18 protein-coding genes are annotated in these 21,026 nt (G+C 56.1%); 8 read left to right on the plus strand and 10 right to left on the minus strand.

Annotated features, from left to right (window positions below; all coding sequences use genetic code 11):
* A partial coding sequence (locus Q0802_RS09105) for an alpha-hydroxy acid oxidase (protein ID WP_298916844.1) occupies positions 1 to 1,077 on the plus strand: 1,077 nt, incomplete at its 5' end.
* 43 nt (positions 1,078 to 1,120) lie between these two features.
* Here the strand turns inward: Q0802_RS09105 and Q0802_RS09110 are convergent.
* The gene (locus Q0802_RS09110) at positions 1,121 to 2,608 is read right to left on the minus strand and encodes an NAD(P)/FAD-dependent oxidoreductase (protein WP_298916847.1); all 1,488 of its coding nucleotides are present in this window, start codon (positions 2,606 to 2,608) and stop codon (positions 1,121 to 1,123) included.
* 25 nt (positions 2,609 to 2,633) lie between these two features.
* Positions 2,634 to 3,074, minus strand: a complete 441-nt coding sequence (locus Q0802_RS09115; protein ID WP_298916850.1) for a cupin domain-containing protein — start codon at positions 3,072 to 3,074, stop codon at positions 2,634 to 2,636.
* Between the two features lie 146 nt (positions 3,075 to 3,220).
* Here Q0802_RS09115 and Q0802_RS09120 point away from each other — a divergent pair, with 146 nt between their 5' ends.
* The 6 genes from Q0802_RS09120 (at position 3,221) to Q0802_RS09145 (ending at position 10,560) form a co-directional block, all read left to right on the plus strand.
* Positions 3,221 to 4,213, plus strand: a complete 993-nt coding sequence (locus Q0802_RS09120; RefSeq protein WP_298916853.1) for an AraC family transcriptional regulator — start codon at positions 3,221 to 3,223, stop codon at positions 4,211 to 4,213.
* Between the two features lie 172 nt (positions 4,214 to 4,385).
* Positions 4,386 to 6,068: an amidohydrolase gene (locus Q0802_RS09125; protein WP_298916855.1), complete on the plus strand. Its 1,683-nt coding sequence runs from the start codon at positions 4,386 to 4,388 to the stop codon at positions 6,066 to 6,068.
* A 175-nt stretch (positions 6,069 to 6,243) separates the two neighbouring features.
* The gene (locus Q0802_RS09130) at positions 6,244 to 6,804 is read left to right on the plus strand and encodes a sugar O-acetyltransferase (protein ID WP_298916858.1); all 561 of its coding nucleotides are present in this window, start codon (positions 6,244 to 6,246) and stop codon (positions 6,802 to 6,804) included.
* A gap of 480 nt (positions 6,805 to 7,284) precedes the next feature.
* A complete protein-coding gene (locus Q0802_RS09135) occupies positions 7,285 to 8,436 on the plus strand; it encodes an extracellular solute-binding protein (RefSeq protein WP_298916861.1) in 1,152 nt (383 codons plus the stop codon).
* Between the two features lie 32 nt (positions 8,437 to 8,468).
* Positions 8,469 to 10,070, plus strand: a complete 1,602-nt coding sequence (locus Q0802_RS09140) for a BCCT family transporter (RefSeq protein ID WP_298916864.1) — start codon at positions 8,469 to 8,471, stop codon at positions 10,068 to 10,070.
* Between the two features lie 175 nt (positions 10,071 to 10,245).
* Entirely contained in the window at positions 10,246 to 10,560 is a 315-nt protein-coding gene (locus tag Q0802_RS09145) for a polymer-forming cytoskeletal protein (RefSeq protein WP_298916867.1), read from the plus strand.
* A 96-nt stretch (positions 10,561 to 10,656) separates the two neighbouring features.
* Here the strand turns inward: Q0802_RS09145 and Q0802_RS09150 are convergent, their stop codons facing one another.
* From Q0802_RS09150 to Q0802_RS09170, 5 genes are all read right to left on the minus strand, one after another.
* Complete coding sequence (locus tag Q0802_RS09150) at positions 10,657 to 11,379, minus strand: alpha/beta hydrolase (protein WP_298916870.1); 723 nt, start codon at positions 11,377 to 11,379, stop codon at positions 10,657 to 10,659.
* The gene (locus Q0802_RS09155; protein ID WP_298916872.1) at positions 11,376 to 12,917 is read right to left on the minus strand and encodes an ABC transporter permease subunit; all 1,542 of its coding nucleotides are present in this window, start codon (positions 12,915 to 12,917) and stop codon (positions 11,376 to 11,378) included. Before Q0802_RS09155 ends, Q0802_RS09150 begins: the two co-directional genes overlap by 4 nt.
* Complete coding sequence (locus tag Q0802_RS09160) at positions 12,914 to 13,969, minus strand: betaine/proline/choline family ABC transporter ATP-binding protein (protein ID WP_298916875.1); 1,056 nt, start codon at positions 13,967 to 13,969, stop codon at positions 12,914 to 12,916. The genes Q0802_RS09155 and Q0802_RS09160 overlap by 4 nt, the downstream gene beginning before the upstream one ends.
* Positions 13,970 to 14,064: 95 nt before the next feature.
* Entirely contained in the window at positions 14,065 to 15,030 is a 966-nt protein-coding gene (locus Q0802_RS09165) for a glycine betaine ABC transporter substrate-binding protein (RefSeq protein ID WP_298916878.1), read from the minus strand.
* Between the two features lie 39 nt (positions 15,031 to 15,069).
* Positions 15,070 to 16,083: a D-cysteine desulfhydrase gene (locus tag Q0802_RS09170; RefSeq protein ID WP_298917817.1), complete on the minus strand. Its 1,014-nt coding sequence runs from the start codon at positions 16,081 to 16,083 to the stop codon at positions 15,070 to 15,072.
* A 192-nt stretch (positions 16,084 to 16,275) separates the two neighbouring features.
* Between Q0802_RS09170 and Q0802_RS09175 the strand changes: the two genes are divergently transcribed.
* A complete protein-coding gene (locus Q0802_RS09175; protein WP_298916881.1) occupies positions 16,276 to 17,169 on the plus strand; it encodes a LysR family transcriptional regulator in 894 nt (297 codons plus the stop codon).
* A gap of 8 nt (positions 17,170 to 17,177) precedes the next feature.
* Here the strand turns inward: Q0802_RS09175 and Q0802_RS09180 are convergent, their stop codons facing one another.
* From Q0802_RS09180 to Q0802_RS09190, 3 genes are all read right to left on the minus strand, one after another.
* Entirely contained in the window at positions 17,178 to 17,591 is a 414-nt protein-coding gene (locus Q0802_RS09180; RefSeq protein ID WP_298916884.1) for a response regulator, read from the minus strand.
* A gap of 110 nt (positions 17,592 to 17,701) precedes the next feature.
* Entirely contained in the window at positions 17,702 to 19,996 is a 2,295-nt protein-coding gene (locus tag Q0802_RS09185; RefSeq protein ID WP_298916887.1) for an ATP-binding protein, read from the minus strand.
* Between the two features lie 9 nt (positions 19,997 to 20,005).
* On the minus strand, positions 20,006 to 20,770 hold the full coding sequence (locus tag Q0802_RS09190) for a transporter substrate-binding domain-containing protein (RefSeq protein ID WP_298916890.1): 765 nt from the start codon (positions 20,768 to 20,770) through the stop codon (positions 20,006 to 20,008).
* Between the last annotated feature and the right edge of the window lie 256 nt (positions 20,771 to 21,026).

The following is a 21,026-nucleotide window of genomic DNA, read 5'->3' on the forward strand; positions in this document are numbered from 1 at the left end:
GCCCGCCGCCTCGCCCGCAGGCGCCTGCCGTGGATGGTCTTCGACTACATCGATGGTGCCGCGGGGGGGGAAGTCGGTGCCGAAAGAAACCGAAGAGAACTGGATAAGATGACCCTGAGCCCGCGCATCTTGCGGGACGTCAGCAACCGGTCGCTGGCCACCACGCTGTTTGGTGCGGATGCAGAGCGACCCTTTGGCATCGCCCCCATGGGGATGTGCAACCTCTCCGGGTCCGGTGCTGACCTGATGCTGGCGCGGCTGGCTGCGCGATACAAGGTGCCGCATGGGGTGTCGACCGTCGCGTCGACACCACTGGAAGAAATAATTGAAGTGGCACAGGGGCATGCGTGGTTTCAAATCTACTTCAGCGGGGACGGGACCGGAACATTCAAGCTGGTGGAACGGGCCAGGCAGGCCGGCTATCAGACTCTTGTGCTGACGGTTGATGTGCCAGAGGTCGGACGCCGACCGCGCGAATTGCGGCATGGGTTCAAAATGCCCTTCCGGATCGGGCCGCGACAGTTTGTGGATTTTGCCCTGCATCCGCGCTGGTCGCTGGCGGCGCTTTTTAAGGGCAAGCCACAAATGGCAAATTTTGACATGCCTGGCTATGAGTTCGATCGAACTGAAAGCCGTGCCCGAGCAGATTGGGAAACGCTGGCACGCATGCGAGACGTCTGGCCGGGCAAGCTGGTCGTCAAGGGCGTCCTCAATCTGGAAGATGCGGTGGCGTTGAAATCGAAAGGTGTAGACGGGATACAGGTTTCAAGCCACGGAGCCCGGCAACTGGAAAGTGCGCCATCGCCCTTTGCCCTGTTGCCGCAAATGCGTCAGGCTGTTGGCCCCGAATTCCCGCTGTTTTTCGACAGCGGATTGCGCAGCGGTGAAGATGCGCTGAAGGCCTTGCTTTCTGGCGCAGATTTTACCTTCTTCGGGCGGATACTCCAATTCGCCATCGCGGCAGGGGGCGAGGAAGGCCTGAACCGGCTCTGGGACATTCTGAGCGAAGAGATGAGCATTGCCATGGCCCAGATCGGCCTGTGCGATCTGCAAAACCTGCCTGATCCGAAAAGCTGAACCTGCGCCACAGGCGACGGGCTTTGTGAAAACGCGTCTTCCGTCAATCTGCCCGGTAATCCGGTGCCGAGGCCAGAAATTCTCCGTAAGCCGCCGCGTCGGGATACGAAAACTGCTCTGCCAGTGGATTGCTGCGCTTTGTTTTTCTGGCCCCCATGTCTGCGAGCAATTCATCGAAGTGCTTGAAATGAAAGGGCGCTGAACACAGGCCACCGTAGATTTTGGCCGCGGGCCGTTCATTTCGTTTCCAGTCCAACATCATGTCGATGTTGCTTTTCATCTCATCTGCGGTGGGCTGCCGGGCCAGCTTGCCATCTGCGTATCGGACCAACCAGTTGGCGATCAATTCAGCGGAGAGAACCGTGCAGAAGCTGGAATTGAAACCAACAAAACCCATGTCCGGTAAATCCGGGTTCACGGATAGGCGGTAAACCCGGTATTGCCCGTCAGCCTCGATCAGCTTGCCCTGACACTCTTTTGACAGATAGGGCACTCCGAGCTTCCAGCCCGTGGCCAGGATCGCCAGATCACAAGGGACCGTCTCGCCGGTGCTGAGCTTCAACCCCTCTTTCTGGTAGCTGTCAAACGTGCCGATCACCGGGATGATCGTGCCCGCATTCAGACACTCAAAAAGACCGGGCGTCACAATCGGAACGGAGCAGGAAACCTCTTTTTCAATTGGCGTTGTCGGCACCATATTGTGTTTCTTGAGGCCCAATTGGAACTTCAACAGCGTCTCAAGCCCGCGAAAATTGACCCATACCAGAGGTTTGAAAGCAGCAGCGATCACCCGCTGCAACGGGGTTTTGCCCCATTGATTGAACTGCTGCTCCTGCGCCCGCATGTAGAGCAGCCGTTTGAAATTTATCCCACCGACAAAATAAGGGATGCGCCAGACGTTTTTCAGATAGACCAGACGTACGGATTTCGCACCGGAATTGACCGCATTCACCGCGATATCTGTGGCGGATTTTGACCCACCCAGAACAACCACGTCCTTGTCCTTGACCATATTGGGGTCTGTGTAATCCGACGAATGCATCACCTGACCACCCTGCGCAATAAATTCATCCTGGCCGGGGTGGGAAAGCACGTTTTTATCCGAAAACTGCCCCGTGCAGACGGCAACAAAATCGAAATCTTCCGTCCATTCTCCACCGGTAGCCTCTAAGGTCAATGTCCAGCCCGGTTGGCCGTCAGTGCGGGGCTTCATCGCTGCGACGTTTGTGTTGAGCCGAAAGAGACGCGCCAATTTGTGTTTTGCGGCATAGGAATGAAGATAGGCGTGGACTTGCGGCCCTTTGGGCCATTCCGGATAGGTATCCGGCATTGGGTGGTCGGTGAAACAATAAAGATCCTTGGGAGATTGTGTCTGAACATCCGGGTAAGATCTGGACAACTCCCAAACCCCGCCAAAATCGTGGCTGCGTTCAAACCCGACCACGCGATGTCCTTTTTCATCAAAGGCTTTGGCGGCGGCAAGCCCGCTTACCCCGCCGCCGATGACTGCGACCTTTTTCCTTTTGGGCATGATTGTTCCCCTGAATTCAGTGTTGTTACGCGTCCGCAGGCGGCGGCAGGAAATCGACTTCGTGCAATGCAGAAAGGCGGACCAGTTCTTGCGGATCTGTAACGCCATCCAGTTCGATGAAAAGGTCAAAGAGTTTACGAGCGGGTGCCACGCCGAATATGCATTTTGCTTCCTTGCCGGAGCGGTTGAAAATGCCATGAGCTTCGCCTTTCGGCATCCGCACTGTATCGCCCGGTCCCGCTTTGTGAACATCACCTAGGAATTCCACTTCGAGAGCGCCTGATTGGACGATGATCCACTCATCCTGGGTCGGGTGAACATGTGGCGGGACGAAAGTATCGGGCGGCAATGTAGCTTCCCAGACGAACGCGTCATTGCTCAGTAATTTGGGCACGTAGGTCTGCCCGACCACATTCCACGACAACCCCTCAATTCCGTTGTTGGCCTTTGTGATGCCTTTTTCCATGAAATATCTCCCGTTGATTTGCCATAGTCTGCGACAGGTTGGTCAAACGACTTATCCAAAAAACGAACCTTTCCGAGGATTGCCGCGATCTTTCTTGCAAAAGACCTCTGTCTGATTAGGCTTCCGGATCAGCACGAAAGGATCAAATGACATTTGAGGCTTTGCAGACCAGCGAGGTATTTCTCGCCGACCATCCCCTGCTCAGAACGGGTGATCTCGACGAAGCGCGGTATTGTGTCGGCCAGAAATTCTGCGATCACCGGCTTGAAATCGCAGGTTGCGGTGCGCCGCTTGCGGTGCAACACAATCACGTTGCGGGTAAAAACATATCGGTGAACTACCTGCACTATGGGGCGGACGTGAATATTGATCCGGGACGTCTTGGCTCTTTTTACCTGCTGCAAATCCCGCTGTCCGGCCGTGCCCTCATTCAGCACCGAGGCACTGAGGTACAGGCCGGTGTTGACTGTGCATCGTTGCTTAATCCTGACCGGCGCACGCATATGCAATGGCAGGGCTCTTGCCGGAAGCTCTTGTTGCAAATCCGCAAATCACACCTCGATAACGTCGCCGAGGAGTTAACAGGTGTGCCCTTGCCGGGGCCCATAAGGTTTGATGCCGAGGTCGATATGACGACAAAAAGCGGGGCCGCTCTGAGGCAGATGGCGTTGTCATGTGCGAAGGCTATAGATGGCGGCCATTTGTTCCGGGGGCCGTTCAGCGGAAGAGACCTGCGGGTTGAATATGATCTGGCGCAAGCCCTGTTGATCCACCAAAGGAGCAACATTTCGCATGTCATCGACCGCGCGGACAGCGGTGTGTCGCCGCGTGGTATTCGTCTGGCAATTGAGTTCATCCACGTAAATCTGGGCGAGCCGATTTCCTTGCGAGATATTGCCGGGGCGGCGGATATGAATGTGCGTACACTGCAAAAAGGCTTCAAAAGGCGTTTTGGAGTGACGCCGATGCAGTTTGTGAGGAATGCACGCCTGGATGCGGCGCGCTACCACTTGAATGTGCGTCGGGATCCGCCGAGCGTGACCAGCGTCGCCTTTGCCAATGGCTTCTCGCATCTGGGCCGGTTCTCTCAGGAATATAAGCTCCGGTTCGGCCATCTGCCGAGCGCGCTGCATCGGTGAACGCCCGCGATTTTGGTCGCCGATCACAGCGGGGATGTGCATGTTGGTAATGGGCCTGTTGGCGGCCGATTGGCGGGAACAGCATTTGCAGCGTCGGATGGCAAATCAACTGTATAGCGAATCTTTCAGTGGCCAGTCTGTAGCTCAGGTCACGCGATAAGGGAGTTTTCTTGTGAAAAAAATCATCTGGTCGCCTGTGTTGTTTTCGACGCTTGTCTTTTTTGGTGTCTCCGCCGGGGCCCAGAATCTGGTTCTGACAAACGCCGCTGTATTCACAGTCAACGACACCAGAGACTGGGCGGAAGCGGTTGCGATCGATGCTGACGGTTTCATTGTTGCGGTGGGATCAGCGACCGAAGTGATCGCCCAGGCCGGGCCACAGGCGGATGTCGTTGATCTGGCGGGCAAGATGGTTCTACCGGGGTTCCAGGATATTCATGTGCATGCTGCCGAGGCCGGGATAAATGCCGTTTTATGCCCCTTCGAAGCATTTGATGATCTGGAAGGCCATATCGCGTCGGTCACGGAATGTACCAAAAACGGTGAAACCGGACCATGGGTGCTGGGCGCGAACGTGAATATGGTCAATCTGCTGGAGCTGCATGATAACCCCGTCGCCGTTTTGGACGTGGTTGTCCCGGACAGACCCGTCTTGATCCTGGATGACATCGGGCATGGAGCCTGGGCCAATTCGCGGGCATTGGAAGCGGTGGGATACGACCGGGCCGTGGATCAGAACAACGGCAACATCATTTTGCGGAATGCAGCGGGCACGCCCAATGGCATCGTTCTGGAAAATGCACCGCATAATCTGCGGTCGGCGGCCTTTCCGCCAACTCAGGGAAATCTGGATTTTGCTTACGACAGCCTGCTTGATGCAGCCGCAGAACTTAATCGCAACGGCATAACGTCCGTGAGTGACGCGGGTGGCTACTGGCCTCAGGGCCACCATCAGGTGTGGAACTGGGCGGAGGACGCAGGTGTGCTGACACTGCGTGCCTCCAACGCGTTCTATATCTATCCGGATCGCCCGTTGGATGATCAACTCTCTGAACTACGCGCGATTTTTCACAATGATCCTGACCGCAGGGTGCGGTTCAACGTGGCCAAAATCTATGTGGATGGCATTCTGAGCCAGGCAACAGGCGCCCTGCTGGAGCCTTATGAAAAAGCTTTGGCTCTGCCTACCGAGGAAGAACGCGGATTTCTGTATTTTGAAAAGCAAGCGCTCTTTCGAGCCGCGCGGGAGCTGAGTGCCGCTGGATTTCAGCTCCATTTTCACGTCACCGGAGATTATGGAACCCGCCTGGCGCTGGACGCGATTGAACAGGCCGACCCTCAATCCGGTCCACATCGGCTGACGCACATCTACCTTGCCCATCCCAGCGATTATCCACGCTTTGCCGAGTTAAACGTGATTGCTGATCTGCAACTTGCGCCAAGTGCGTTGAGTGCGGAATATCAAAACTTCATCGGCGCGTTTATCGGGGACCGTGTGGACCGCTTGCTGCCCGCCGGCGCTTTGCTTGACGCGGGTGCGACAGTCACCTTGAGCAGTGACTGGGACGCCGATGAGTTGAATCCCATGGTCAAAATCGCGGCGGCGGTCGGCCGGGAAAACAACGGGTTCCCGGATGTGGCCAGCGCCATTGAAGCGATGACAATCAATGCAGCCATTGCATTGCGGCACGCGGATCGCACCGGGTCTATTGAGGTCGGTAAATTTGCCGATCTTGTGGTGTTGAGCGGCAATATTCTTGACATGCCGATATCTGAGATCGCCACCGTCACGATAGAGGCAACACTCCTGCAAGGAGAGGTGGTGTTTGATCGGGTTGGTCAGTTCGAAAGGTAGAATGGCCGCGCCGTATGATCAGAATAATATTTTATTTTCAGTATATTAAATGCGTTATCTAATGTAACGCGTAGCGAATTTTTCTGATCCAAAATGCGCGCCGAGAGACAGGATTTGCGTGCGCGGCGTGTCGCATCTAAAGCTGGTGTTGTGCAGAACAGGAGAGGTGTAGGTCATGGTCAAAACTGAACGCCAGAAGATGGCGGCGGGTGAATGGTACACCTGCCTTGACGATGAACTTGAGGCACTTAGGGTGGCGGCCCGTGCAGCGGTCCATCAGCACAATTCTCTACCGCCTGAGGCGCGCGGTGCCATCGGGCCAAAGCTTGGCCAACTCATCGAGGCACAGGGTGCCATTATCGAAGCTCCTTTTCATTGCGCTTATGGGATCAATATCAAGCTTGGCCATCACGTCTTCTTGAATGCCGGCTGCACCATTCTTGATTGCGCTGAAGTGATCATCGGCGACCAATGCCAGCTTGGACCAAACGTTCAGATCTATTGCGCGGAACATCATAAGGATCCGGTCAAACGATGCGTGGACGGTCTTGAGATCGCGCATCCGGTGCATATCGGCCAACGCGTCTGGATTGGCGGGGGAGCGATCATTCTTGCGGGTGTTACGGTTGGAGATGGCGCGGTCATCGGCGCGGGTAGCGTTGTTACAAAGGATGTAGAGCCCGGACAGCTCGTCGCTGGAAATCCTGCGCGGAACTTACCGCCCCGGCATCGCTGAGCTTTCGCAATCATGGCGTTATGCGAAAAAGCTGCGTCACCCGACGCTGCCTGAAATCAGAGATTTCAACGCATTAGGTGCTGCGTGATGTCTCACGCATTTCGTCAAACGCTAAAATTGGGCAGATCGAGTTATTCTTGACCCGATCCGGGCAATCTGATCGCGCAGCAAAGGTCTGGCTTCAACTGCTACGGAGCGTTTGTGGCGGGAATACCCGGGGCTCAGATACAGGGCGATAAATCGGCCAACCACAGCTATCGGTTGTTTTTTTTCCGCTTACCGCGTTCAATGGGCCGAAGACTCAAAATGATACAGGAAGTTCAGCTCGTCATTTCGGTCAGTTGACATGCGTGGTTGTCGAACCTGTGCGGAACAAAGTCTTGAGTTACGCAGAACTGATCATGGCAGGTCAGGGAATGTGCCCGGTTTGCAGGGCGCATGGGTTGCTCAAACGTCACGGCCATAACGGGAGGACATTTCATGAAACGACATCGAACCAGGTTTTCTGGGGCATTCATTGCGCTTGTTGCGGCAGCGGCTTTTCTGAGCGCTGCCTCGGTGCATGCGCAGACGGCAGAAGGTTCATCTGCATCGTCGCAACCGGAAATCACCTTCACTTCCTGGACCGGTCCTTACATGCGCAGCCAGATGCTGGGGTTTGTCAGGCCGTACGAGGAAGAAAACGCGGTCCGCATCCATGTCGACCATTACAATGGCGGCATTGATGAAATCCGAAATCAGGTGGAAAGCGCGAACGTCATCTGGGATGTTGTTGATCTGACGCAGGCGGATTCTTTGCGGGCTTGCAAAGAAGGGCTTCTGGAAGACCTGTCTGGGATCGCTTTGCCGAATGGTGCGGATGGTGCTGCATCGGGTGACGATTTCGTCCCGGGCGCGCTGAATGATTGTGGCGTTGGGGTGATCGTCTGGGCGACCGCTTTTGCCTATAGCAATTCGGAATTTGCCGACAACCCACCAACTACCATCGCGGATTTCTTCGACACGGATGCCTACCCAGGCGCGCGCGCCATTCGGGATGACCCCTCGGTGATCATGGAGTGGGCGTTGATGGCAGATGGGGTGGCGCGCAAGGACGTCTACCCGATGCTTGAAACCGAAGAAGGTGTCGCGCAGGCCTTCGCCAAGATGGACGAGATCAGGTCCGGCCTGCAAGTCTGGCAAGCGGGCCGGGAACCGGTGCGGATGTTGAACTCGGGCGACGTGACCATGTCGATGATCTGGGCCACGACGGGTGTGACGGCCTCGCAGGAAGAGGGCGCGGATTTCACCGTGAACATGGACGGGCGCGTGATTGAGCTGGACCTGTTCGGCATTCCGAAAGGCAGCCGCTACAAATCGCAGGCAATTGAGTTCATTCGGTATGCGAGTAGCACCAAAGCCCTGGCTGACATGGTGTCTCATCTGCCCAACGGGCCGACGCGCAAATCATCCCTGGCGCTTTTGTCGGACGCGACTTTGAATCAGATCCCCAACGGTCCGGCCTATGAAGACAAACAGTTCATTCGGTCGGATGCAGAATGGTGGGCCGAAAATCATGCCCGTCTGGAGGAGCAATTTGACATCTGGATGTCTGCCGGAGCCCGACAGGGTGCCGCTGGCACAGTCCGCTAAGCCGGAAAACAGGACATAGAGGTACTAACAAGATGAGTGATCAAACAAGTAACAGACCGGAAAATCTGGTCGCCAGCTCGGGGCTCTTCAAGGGGATGAACCCATTGATGGGAATCCTGTCGATGCTGATGATACTCGGCTTCGTGCTCTACACGATCATGGATGTGGAACGGTCGAGCGAGGTCTTTTCCGCCGGTAAGAACTTCATCATTGGGACAATGGACTGGTTCTATGTACTGGTGGTGAACGCGGCTCTTTTCTTCGTTTTCTGGCTGATGATCAGCCGGTTCGGAGACGTCAAACTGGGCAAGGATGACGATGAGCCCGATTTCTCCACATTTTCATGGATCTGCATGTTGTTCAGTGCGGGTCTGGGCTCCGGCCTGATCTATTGGGGCGTCGCCGAGCCGATGTACCACATTCAGGGCAGCCCGTTTCTGGACCGGACCGGTGCGGAAGCCGGGAGTGTGGATGCCGCAATTGCCGCCGTGACCGTGACCAATTTTCACTGGGGTTTTCATGGCTGGGGGCTCTACGTGCTGGTTGGTCTGTCGCTTGCCTATTTCTCTTATCGGCGCGATCTGCCCCTGACCCTACGCACCGCTCTCTATCCCGTGCTGAAGGAACGTATTTACGGGCCTTGGGGGCATCTCGTTGACCTGATCGGTGTCTTTGGCACGATCTTCGGATTGGCCACATCCTTGGGTCTGGGAGTGACGCCGATTGCAGCGGGTCTGGAAAGCCTCGGCTGGATGAGCAACACGCAGACCAATCAATTGATTCTGGTTGCCATCATCACCTGTCTGGGTACGGCTTCGGCCGCATCAGGGGTGGGCAAAGGCGTGCGTATCCTGTCTGAGGCGAATGTGATGGCCAGCATCGGATTGCTGATCCTCTTCATTATTCTGGGGCCAACCGCGTTCGTGCTGGGGATCACGATTTCCGGATTTGGCGACTATCTGTGGAATGTCATCCCGATGGGGTTCTGGATCAATGGCGATCCGGAGAACCAGTGGCAAAGCTGGTGGACCATCTTCTACTGGGGCTGGTGGATTGCCTGGTGCCCATTTGTGGGGCTGTTCATTGCGCGGGTCTCCAAGGGGCGCACGATCCGGCAGTTCTGTTTCTGCGTGCTGCTGATCCCGACATCGGTTGTGATGCTCTGGATGGGCGTTTTCGGCGGGGCCGCGGCGGGTGTCGATCTGTTCTACAAGGCCGGCGTGATGGATGCCGTGAACAACGATTACGCGGCGGGCGTGTTTCAGACCGTGGCAGGGTTTGGTTATACGTGGCTGACCTATCCGATCACCGTCCTGATCACCGTTCTGCTGATCTCATGGTTCGTGACCTCCTCTGACTCCGGTACGTTGGTCATGTGCACCATGTTGTCGATGGGTGACGAACACCCACCGGTGAAGTTCCGTATCTTCTGGGGGCTCACGGCGGGTATCGTGGCTGGCGTGCTGATGCTTGCCGGGGGCCTGAGTGCCCTGCAGACCGCATCCATTGTGGCCGGCCTGCCCATTGCGGTGATCTTGCTGTTCATGATCTACGGCATCGTGAAATCGCTGCACGAGGATCATCCGGTCCCGGATGTGGAGGATAAATACGCGCTGGAGTTCCTTAATCGCTAAAGGGGCGCAAAGCGTTGGAAAGGGGCAGGGGCGGATTTCCGCCCCTTGCTACATGAGGCATTCACAACCGGAAATGGACCCGGTTATGCTGCCGGTCGCAGCCTCGGACGGCTTGGGTGTTCAATCCGCCTGATACAGTCTAGGGTTGTAGTGTCACGCAGAAAGGAAATTCAACTTGGCAAGTTCAGTCATCGAAGAAGACCTGACGATTGAAGGCAACATCAAATCGGATGAAGGCAGTGTTGACGTCAAAGGCAAAGTCGTTGGTGATGTCACGGCGCAATCCGTCATTGTGCAGACAGGTGGGGCCATAAATGGGGCGCTGTCGGCGAAATCCGTTTCGATTGAAGGTAAGCACAAAGGGAAATTGCAGTGTGATGACCTGAAATTGGCCTCTACATCGACAGTGCAGGCGGATGTGACAGCCAAAACAATGACTTCCGAAAGCGGTGCAAGAGTGGCGGGCAACGTTCAGATTACTGGTAACTGACATCCATTCTGCTGGACCGACGCGGCGGGTTTGGACCTGTGTCGTCTGCCCCTTGGTCGGGGCAGAGCAGGGCCGTCAGATCGGTGGCAAGGCGCATTAGGTCCGCAGAAAATCTTCGACCAGCATATTGAAAATCTGTGGTTTCTCCAGATGCACCGCATGGGCGCATCCGGGGACCACAGCAAGATGCGCGTTCGGAATATGCCGCCAAAGAAGTTCCGGCTGGCTCCATTGATAGGTGCGGTCGCTGTCTCCCCAGATTACCAGAGTTTCGGAAGCGACCGTCTTCAGGAATTCCATGCCCGACCAGTCCCGCATCGCATCTAGACCTGTGGCCAGCGCCTTGGCTGCTGACTGTTCGGCAATTGCCGCGCAGGCGGGGTACTCGGGTGCGATGGTGCTGTCGACAAACCAGGTGGCGGAAATTCGGCGCGCTGTTTTTCGCACGCCGTCCTGTTGCGCGCGGATTTTGCTCCGCTCGATGGTCTCAAATCGCCCCGGCAAAAGGCCGTTGGGCCCCGTGCCATAGAGGACAAGCTTTTCAATTCGGTCTGGTACCTGATGCGCGATCTGTTGCGCAATCATGCCGCCCATCGAATGGCCCATCAGGTTGAACGTGCCAATCCCCTTGGCGTCGAGTTCTGCGACCACCCAATCAGCGAACCCCTTGATCGTGTTGATCACAGGCAGGTCGCGGTTCTCTCCAAAGCCTGGCAGATCAACCGCAATCAGCTCTCTTGAGGCTGCAAGCCTGTCCTGTTGCAGCGCCCATTGAGCGCTGCCGCCCATGAACCCATGGACGAAGACCAGAGGTGTCACTTTCGCTGACCCTGAACAATGCGGTCAAGGATCATCGCGCAGAACAGGATCGCAAATCCGGCCAGAATACCCTGACCGACGTTGGCATATTGCAGCGCCTCCAGGACGTCCTCACCCAGCCCTTTGGCTCCGATCAGCGAGGCAACGACAACCATTGCCAGCGACAGCATGATGGTTTGGTTGATCCCGGCCCGGATGGACGGGCTGGCGAGAGGCAGATCAACCCGCGTCAGCAGGTACCATTTGTTCGCGCCAAAGGAGATTGCCGCTTCACGCACGCTTTCCGGCACACCTCGCAATCCCAGCACCGTCAGGCGCACCACAGGTGTGCCGCCGAAGATCATCGTTGTCACAACCGCTGCCGGTTTGCCGGTGCCGAAAAAGGCGATCACTGGGATCATGAAAACGAAAGCAGGCATGGTCTGCATGAAATCCATGATTGGCTGGATGAAGGCATAAAAGCGCGGACGCCGGGCGCAGAACATGCCCAGCGGTATGCCGATCAGGATCGACAGGCAGGCCGCTGTGCCAAGCAGGGCCAGCGTTGTCATCGCTTTCTCCCAGAACCCCAACAGCCCCATGTAGGACAGAAACGCCGCCGACCATATGGCGGTGCGAATGCCCGCAGTCAGCCATGTCAGCAGGATGATCAGGCTGGCAATCACGATCCAGGGGGTGCTGACGAAGATCAGTTCCAACGCGTCGAGAATCAACCTGATGCCATAGGTGATGAGATCGAAAAGCGCTTCACCGTTGGCGACGCAAAAGGCGAAGAAGGCTTCGACCCAGGCAATGCTGTTCAGCCGGTAATTGGGATTTGTCGGGAAGTCGCTCAGAAGCGTAAAGCGTCCCGGCAAACTGTAGTGAAGCATGGCGGCACAGACGATCAGCACCATGAAAATCGCGCTGAAAACAATATGCGAAACCGGCAGACCAGAGCGGACTGTCCGGTCAGACAGCCAATCGGAAAAGCGGGCTTCGAGCGCCCAGTTGGCAACCGTTGCCTGAAAGGCCTTGGCGACGATCAGAATGGCCAGGCCCGAAAGGGCAATCCAGACACCCTGGCTTGCAATCACTTCCGCTTCGGCGCGAATACCGCCGATGGCGGCTTCCAGAGAATCCACGGTGCGCTGATAGACGTCCACCTTGTCCGAGCCGCTTTCAATGGCGGCTGCAAGCTGCTGTTGTCGCAGTTCCAGCGTCCCCTCGATAGAGGCGATGCGGGCGCGCGCATCTGCCGCGAGATCGCCAAAAAGACCACGTGCAATCTGAACGAAGGCCATTGTTTCCAGGATCAGGAAGGGCAGGGCCCAGGACCACAAACCCCGCGCGCCAAACCAAATGGGGCCAAACAGCCCCGCCATGGCATTGAATGTTGCGGTAAACTTCGCACTGGCACCGATTTTGTCGAATTGGGTGATGTAGTATTCCGGATTGGTACGCACGAAGGTCCGGATGTTTTCGCGGCGCTCGGCGGCATAGGCGCGTGCCACATCCGTGTCTGTCGCTTCCAGCGGGTTTTGAGCTGCGTCAGTCATGACATTTCCGTTCCTTCAACCACAGTGCGCAGGATGTCTGCACGGGTAATGACACCGATATCTTGCCCCTGATCCTCAACCAGAATGGGACTGTCGTGATCGATTGCGAGATTGATAAGCGTGCTGAGCGTTTCGCTTTCGTTGACCCGTGGTGCCTCCGTAGCGATGGGTCCGGAGCTTTGCACGAAGGCCTCGAGTTTTTGCATGACCGCATGGGCTCTGACGACTTTCAGACGGGAAATACCGGCTACGAAATCTGCAACATAGTCATCTGCCGGGTTCATCACGATTTCTTCCGCCGTGCCGATCTGAACCAGTCGACCGTCGCGCATGATCGCAATGCGGTCCCCGATCCGAACAGCTTCGTCAAGGTCGTGGGTGATGAAAATCGTGGTCTTCTTGAGGATTTGCGAAAGGCGGATGAATTCATCCTGCAACTGACGGCGGATCAGCGGGTCAAGCGCGCTAAAGGGTTCGTCCATCAACAAGACATCGGGGTTGGCGGCAAGGGCTCGGGCAAGACCCACGCGCTGTTGCATGCCGCCAGAGAGTTCATGCGCAAACTTTGACCCCCAGGCACCCAGTTCCACGATGTCCAGAATGGCGGCCGCCTGCCGCATGCGGTCATTCTTGCTGACCTGACGGATCTCCAATGGCATGGCGACATTGTCGAGAACAGAGCGGTGCGGCATCAGCGCGAAGTTCTGAAAAACCATCCCGATCTTGCGGTTGCGGAACGTTTGTAGATCGCCGGGTTCAAGACCCATCACATCCGTTCCCTCGATCAGGATTTTCCCGGCGGTCGGCTCCAGAAGTCTGTTGAAATGGCGCACTAGGGTGGATTTTCCGCTGCCGGAAAGCCCCATGATGCAAAAAATTTCGCCGCGATTGACCGACAGGCTGACATCAGCAACACCGACGACGGCGTTGTGCTGGGCCAATACCTGGGCTTTATCGAGACCTTGCTCTCGAATGGCTTTCAGCGCGGCTTCGGGGTGGGCGCCGAAAATTTTCCAGACATTGGAAATCTCGACAACAGTGTCATCGCTCATAGCGTTCCATCCATTGGCTGGCGTTTGATGGGGAGGCGCATTCGGGGCGCAGCGACCGGGCTCAAAGCTGTCAAGCCCGGTCGATGTTCAGAGGATCAGAGGCCCAGCCAGGCATCCACACGCTCCGGGTTCGCATCGACCCATTCACGCGCGACCTCTGCGGCATCACGGCCTTTGCCGCTGATCTCATAGGCAAAGTTGCTGACGTCATCCGCGCTCAGAGAGAACCGTTCAAAGAACTCTGTAATGGCAGGGGAGCGGTCGGCCAGTGAATTGGACCAAGCGATCTGCACGGCCTTCAGCGCGTCCTTGGAGGCAACATTGGATTTCTCATACCAATCCGCGTCATCGGATGGTTGCACCATCACGTATTTGGCCGGATCAAAGGCAGGCTCGCTCAACATCTCGACATCGAACTGATACCAGATGGCGTGCGGCTTGTAGCAATAGAATGCGTAGCCCTCTCCCTTGGCGATGGAATCTTTCACACGTGCTGTCTTCACGCTTTCCTCTGCGCGGATCGGTTCTACGAAGTCGAGCAGACCGTAGTCGCGCACCTTCACCTCGTTGACATTCGCCGAGGCCCAGCCGGGTGCACCGATCCACATTTCACCCTTGCCATTGCCATCACTGTCCATCAGCGCGGCCACATCGGGACGGCCCAGATCGGCGATGTCGGTGATGCTGTTGGCCTTTGCGAAATCCTGGGAAACGCAGAAACCCTGATTGCCCTCATAGGGATTGGCGGACAGGGTGACCGTGCCAGCTTCATCCACATACTTCTTGGTGAAGCTTTCCTGATTGGGCAGCCAGACATCAGGGTGCACGTCAATGTCGCCTTTGCCCTGATCCATGGCCTGGAAGATTGTTGCGTTATTGCCAGGCACCATTTCCGCGGTCCCGCCAATACGCATTTCAACAACGGCTGCCAGCAGATGCGCGATAGCCTGTGCACCGGTCCAGGACGGCACGCCGATCTTGACTTCCTCGGCTGCAAAAGCCGGGGCGCTGAACAAGCCAATCGCCGTTGTTGCCGTGATGAACGTTTTTCTAAATGACATGAATGTCTCTCCTTGTTGGTTCTTTTTTCGTGTTTATTGTTATTCGGTGTAGCCGTGCAGATCGAAGGTTTCAGGATAGCCGAAAAGCGCGGCACTTCCTCCAGTATGCAAGAAAACGACGTTTTCCATATCTCCAAAATGACCGCCGCGAACGAGATTTATAAGGCCATCCAGCCCTTTGCCTGAATAAACTGGGTCAAAAAGCAGCCCTTCGGTGCGGGCCAGCAACTTGACGGCTTCCTTCATCCCATCGGTTGGCAACCCATATCCGGGACCCACGTAGTCGCAATTGGCTCTGACCATGGCGCGGTCAATATTGATGCCGGTTCCCAGATAATCCGCCGTACGCTGGGCCAGATCAAAAACCATCTGCTCCTGCTTTTCCTGCGGCGCGCGCACACCGATACCGAGCAGGTGAATGTCGCTGCGGATTGCGGCCAATCCCGTCACGAGACCCGCTTGGGTCCCCGAACTGCCTGTCGCGTGCACGAAGGCATCAATTTTCAGGCCGATGTTTGTTGCCTGCTCCGCGATTTCACGGGCACAGTTGACGTAACCGAGCGCCCCGATCGGATTGGAGCCACCACCGGGGATGACGTAGGGCGCACGCCCGTCTTGCAGGAGTTTTTCGGCAAGCGTCGCCATTTCCGCGTTCATGTCGGTGCCACCGCCACGTTTTGAAACGGTCGCGCCATGCAGACGGTCCATGAGCACGTTGCCACTCAGATTGTAGCTGTCGTCGTTGTAGCCCGTGCGATCCTCCAGCAGGATGTGGCAGGCCATGCCCAGTTTCGCTGCCGCTGCCGCGGTTTGACGCGCATGGTTTGATTGCGTCGCACCCTGCGTAATGATCGTATCTGCGCCCTGAGCCTGCGCGTCGGCCATCAGGTATTCCAGCTTGCGTGTCTTGTTGCCCCCAGACGAAAGCCCGGTGCAATCATCCCGTTTCACCCAAAGCCGGGGACCCCCCAGAATTTCGCTCAGCCGGTCCATCGGTTCCAGTGGTGTTGGCAGATGCCCCAGACGCACTTTTGGGAACTTCGCTAGCGCGATAGAGAGATCCTTGCACAGGCTGAGCGTCAACTCCGGCGACTGTTGGTCATTCCGCTCAGACAAGAGATTGTTTTCAGGCACGCATCCATATCCTTCAAAATGTGATCAGGCAAAGAATGCCAAAGACCATGGCTTAAAAATAATGCTTTTTCTTTGGGCCACCCATACATATTGTTTGCCTGGGGGTGCCAAATGGATTTGCAATGGCTTGATGACGTCCTTGTTCTTTTGGAAGAGGGCAACATGACCCGCGCCGCGGCGCGCCGCAATATTACACAACCTGCCTTTTCCCGGCGCATCAGAGGGTTTGAAAACTGGCTTGGTACGCAGGTCCTGACACGCGCAGCAAACTCGGTTGAGATCAGCCCGGCTTTGGGTGCAAACGAGGCGGAAATACGGGCTTTGATCGGGCGCATCAGGGATTTGCGTGGAAAGATCGCCCATTTCGATCCGGCTAGCTCGACGGTCTCGCTGGCGGCCCAACATGCCTCCGTGATTTCAACATATCCAGACATGGCATTGCACGCCAAACGGCATTTTCCGTCTCTGAAATTCCGGTTGCGCCCGGGAAATCTGGGTGATTGCGTCACCATGTTTTTGCGCGGTGACGCGCATATTCTACTCTGCTATGAGGCTGATAACGCGACGCCCCTGCCTTTCGCCGGCACAATCAGACGGGCATTTTGGGGACATGACTATCTCGTGCCGCTTGTCGGGGGTGGGCTGCGCTACGCGGTCCGGGATGATGGTTCGCTACCCGTTGATGCGCCAGCCATCGTCTATCCTGAAAGCAGCTATTTCGGGGAGGTTCTGAACGCTTCGGAACGCCCGTTTGGCACCCAAACCTTCAGCAATAACGCCGTATGCGAGACCGCTTTCTCCAGTGGTATCAAGGAATTGGTTCTCAATGGTATGGGGGTGGGGTGGTTGCCATTCAGCATGTCGCACAAGGAGATCGAGAGTGGCGAATTGATCTCTCTGGCCAATCACATGGGCCGCGAAAGGCTCAAAATCGTACTCTATGCCGATATGCAGGAGCAGATCGCCATGTCGCTTTTGGATATCTGGAGCGCCGACCGGCGATAGAGCTATACCTATTTTCTTGTCAGCGTATTGATGGCATGCAGCAGATCGAGCGTATCGATCGGTTTGGCAAGCGTAATGTCCGCGCCCAGATCCCTTGAAATCTTCAGAAGATTGGACATGCCGGGATTATGGATGGCCCCGGATACCGCAATGATCGGCATTTTTTTCATCCAGGGTTCAAGTTGATTGTTGAGCGGCCCGCGCAAGCGCGCAATCAGCGAGATGCCGCCATCGGGAATGGGGACCTTGTTTTTCTGGACAATGATATCCGTGATCAAAAGATCAAATTGGACTTTTTCCAGAGCTGCAAAGGCTTCGGTTGCGGATTCGCAAATGGTGACGGTATGACCTTCTTCACTCAAAACTTCCCGCAAAACCGACGCGAGATCCGCGTCATCTTCCATCAATAGTATGTCGAGCAAGAGCCACCCCATTAATTTTGCGACAACGGACCGTATTGCGAACCGATTGGGGTAAAAAACGCCGATGGTTGGTCGCCCGGAATCGATGATCCGATGATATTAATGCAATCTTAGATAGAAGATTTTGAATTGGCCAGCGCGTTACTCAGAACTTCTGCCAATTCCACCGGTGGGCAAGGTTTTTGTAACAACGGGGCCACGACATCGCCCATCTCCGCTGATGTGAACCCGGTATATCCCGACATGTAAACAATCGGCACATCCTCTCGGAGCAGTCGGATACGATTGGCAAGCTCAAACCCGCCAATGCCGCCGGGCATGACAATGTCGGTCAGGACGAGATCAACTTCGTCGCCGTTCTCTATGATCTTGAGCGCTTCCGCCCCCGATGCCGCGGGCACGAAATTGAAGCCCAGTTCCATCAGCAGATCTTCCATGACGGCTAAAAGGCTTGGCTCATCTTCGACCACAAGAATGCGTTGTCCCTGGCCCTGTCTGGCGGGCAAACGCACCATGGGGCCCTCGCGTTCATTTTCCGGCGTTCCACGCGGCAGGATCAGGCGAATTGTCGTGCCAAATCCCATTTCCGAATAAATGCGTAACTCGCCATCGGAATGCTGAATGAACCCGTAGACCATCGACAGGCCGAGACCGGTGCCAGAGTTGCTGTCTTTGGTGGTAAAAAACGGGTCTATGGCGCGGCTTTTGACTTCCTCCGACATGCCGGGGCCGTCATCCGTGACCGAGATTTCAACGTAGCGATAGGCCTTGGCGTCGTGCCGGGCCACATCCTCGGCGTGCTCTTCGCGCATGCCTTGAGTGATATAGGCGTGTGGATTTTCACGGCGCAGCAGGAGGTCGACATCAACCTCGTCAATAGCGCGGGCCTTGATCATGATCTTGCTGCCTTTGCCGCTGCGCATGATCGCGTCGCGGCTGTTCAGCACAAGGTTCAACAGAGCGTTGTCCAGCTGCCCATGATCGCAGTAGACAAGCAATTCCGGATTGGGCGCTGCCAGCGATATCTCTACCGTTTCCTCGATCGCAGGGCGGGCCAGCGCTTCGAATTCCGCAAATGTCTCGGAAAGGGGGCGTGATCGTTCAAGGCCGGGCTGGCGTTTGGCAAAGGCAAGCAGACGTCCGGTCAGGTCGCGACCGCGTTCAACCGCTTTCAGGGCTGTGGCAAGCACCCGGTCAGACCGCTCGGAAATATTGTCAGCCCGGGTCAGCTGCATCGCATAAAGAATGGTCGCGAGCAGGTTGTTGAAATCATGTGCAATACCGCCGGTCAGCTGACCCAGTGCATCCAGCCGCCCTTTACGTTCGATCTGCTGGCGGTTTTTCTCCAGCAGCGAGACGTCGTCCAGCACGATTACGGTCCTCAAGGGGCTTGTGGGGTCGCTGACAATGGCGCTGGAGATTCGAACATAGCGATTTTCGACCTGTCCAAGCCTTGTCATGAGATGGGTCTCGCCCTTCAGGATTTGCCCGGCCAGCGCGCGGTTGATCGGATCGGAAGACGCATCCAGCGGATGCATGTCCGCGATGTCGAGAAACTTGATTGGCGATGGCCAGCTAAAGGGGGTGCTTTCGGATTTTCCGGCCAGCATGTGACGGGCAGCGGGATTGATGACCTGAACCATCCCCTCAGAGTCCAGCCCGATAATGCCGTTCACCGTGGTATCCAGAACAACCCGAAGCTGGGCGGAGGCCGCACTCAGGTTCTTGTCATAATCGACCATGCGGGCGCGCGTTTCATTGACCGCCTGAGAAATCGCATCGAGGTCGTCTTCTCCGGAGATATTTTGGCGATCCAGTTTGAGTTCCGGTCCCTCCGTCAGCCACTTGGGTTGCGACACGTAAGATGCGATGTCGCGCAGGTGACGGCTGACAATGCGCTGAAAGATGACAAGAATGGCAATCGCCGCAAAACCTGTCTTTGCAAGATTTGACAGAAACACCACCAAAACGAGCGCGTAAAGGTTTGACCAGATGCGCGCGCGGCTCAGCCCCAGTTCCAATTGCCCCAGAACCGTCTCGCCCAGGACAGGGTCCGTGTAAGATAACTGGACTTCCTGCATTTGCAGCTGCTCGTCAGGATCAACCGGCCCGCGTTCCCAGACCAGATCATCTGATGACAGTTTCAGAGATGAAATATCGGCTTCGGCGAAAATACCGTCCAGCAGCAGATCGACTTGCTCTGTGTCGTAAGACCACAATGCCGAGCTGAGGCTCTGGGCAAAACCGTTCTTGATCTGTGCGGTGACGTCAAAGAGAGCTTCCTCCTGACGCTGGAAGTTCGCATATAGCTGAACTGTCGTCGCCAAGGCGGAAAGCAGGGCACTGCAGACCAGCACCCAGACCAGTAGCCGTTTTGCCAGGCGGTTGTTTAATGGATCCCCCACGTGCTGCGCCTAATCGATCTGGTGTTTTTTGAGAAGTCGCGCAAGCGAACCGTCTTCCCGCATTTCTTGCAGAGCTGCATTAAAATCAGACACGATACGGTTGTGATCGTCCCGAAAGCCTGAAACGGCCATGTGTATTTCCTGCCGCGCAAGGGCAGGGTCCAGAAATTCGATCTGATCAAGAATGTCCGGGTCTTGCAACCGGATCGAATGCCGGACAACCTCCATACTGTCCAGCGTCAGGTCAACCCGGCCGGCAGCGACCATTCGCAGGCCCTGAATGGGTGTTGTGACTTCTATCTTGTCGAGGAAATCGGCGGTATCGAATGCCTCCTCATAGACATAACCGGCAGCAACGGCGATGCGATATGCCTGCAGGGAATTCAGCCCTTCGAAGGTGATCGGCCCACCTTTGCGTTGAACGAAGCGAACGGTTGTCTCAAAGAAGGGCTCAGAATAGGTCATTACCTTTTGTATCTCAGGGTCGCGAAACAGGCTGGTAATAACATCATATTCGCCGGTCTGCGCGCCGCTCATGATCCGCGCCCAGGGTAGCACGGCAACTTCTACATCGTAACCTGCGCGCGTGAGAGCCGTACGCGTTATATCGAGCGAGAGACCCTTATCTGGCAGGTTTTGACCTGAGAAGGGCGGCCATTCATCGGCGACAATCAGGAGGCTGTCCTGCGCCATGCCGGGCGTGGTGGCGAGGGACATGAGCACCGCACAGCTCAGCAAAAGCCGTTTCAGACCAATCATTTCAGGAATTCCCATTTCCACCCCAGAGGCGCTAGAACTACGCAATTTTGCAGTATATTTCAAGTGATGGTTGTATTGTCGGCCATGAATACTCCCCAATTGAAATATTCTGCGCAACCAGCCTCATCCGTAGATTGATCTAGAGCAAAGTCACGTCACGGAGCAGGGGGTAGTGTTGTCACGCGCGAGGGATTTTTCAGACATGACTGAGCACCTCTACTGCCTGTGATGTGAGAAATGGTTTTCTCGCCCTTGTTTGAAGAGGAGGAAA

The sequence above is a fragment of the uncultured Roseobacter sp. genome, from assembly GCF_947495275.1.
GTDB lineage: Bacteria > Pseudomonadota > Alphaproteobacteria > Rhodobacterales > Rhodobacteraceae > Roseobacter.

Bases quoted from the DNA above. Each gene is read 5' to 3' on its own strand.
- Q0802_RS09110 (WP_298916847.1), bottom strand. From the start codon at position 2,608: ATGCCCAAAAGGAAAAAGGTCGCAGTCATCGGCGGCGGGGTAAGCGGG.
- Q0802_RS09115 (WP_298916850.1), bottom strand. From the start codon at position 3,074: ATGGAAAAAGGCATCACAAAGGCCAACAACGGAATTGAGGGGTTGTCG.
- Q0802_RS09120 (WP_298916853.1), top strand. From the start codon at position 3,221: ATGACATTTGAGGCTTTGCAGACCAGCGAGGTATTTCTCGCCGACCAT.
- Q0802_RS09130 (WP_298916858.1), top strand. From the start codon at position 6,244: ATGGTCAAAACTGAACGCCAGAAGATGGCGGCGGGTGAATGGTACACC.
- Q0802_RS09135 (WP_298916861.1), top strand. From the start codon at position 7,285: ATGAAACGACATCGAACCAGGTTTTCTGGGGCATTCATTGCGCTTGTT.
- Q0802_RS09140 (WP_298916864.1), top strand. From the start codon at position 8,469: ATGAGTGATCAAACAAGTAACAGACCGGAAAATCTGGTCGCCAGCTCG.
- Q0802_RS09155 (WP_298916872.1), bottom strand. From the start codon at position 12,917: ATGACTGACGCAGCTCAAAACCCGCTGGAAGCGACAGACACGGATGTG.
- Q0802_RS09160 (WP_298916875.1), bottom strand. From the start codon at position 13,969: ATGAGCGATGACACTGTTGTCGAGATTTCCAATGTCTGGAAAATTTTC.
- Q0802_RS09165 (WP_298916878.1), bottom strand. From the start codon at position 15,030: ATGTCATTTAGAAAAACGTTCATCACGGCAACAACGGCGATTGGCTTG.
- Q0802_RS09175 (WP_298916881.1), top strand. From the start codon at position 16,276: ATGGATTTGCAATGGCTTGATGACGTCCTTGTTCTTTTGGAAGAGGGC.
- Q0802_RS09190 (WP_298916890.1), bottom strand. From the start codon at position 20,770: ATGGGAATTCCTGAAATGATTGGTCTGAAACGGCTTTTGCTGAGCTGT.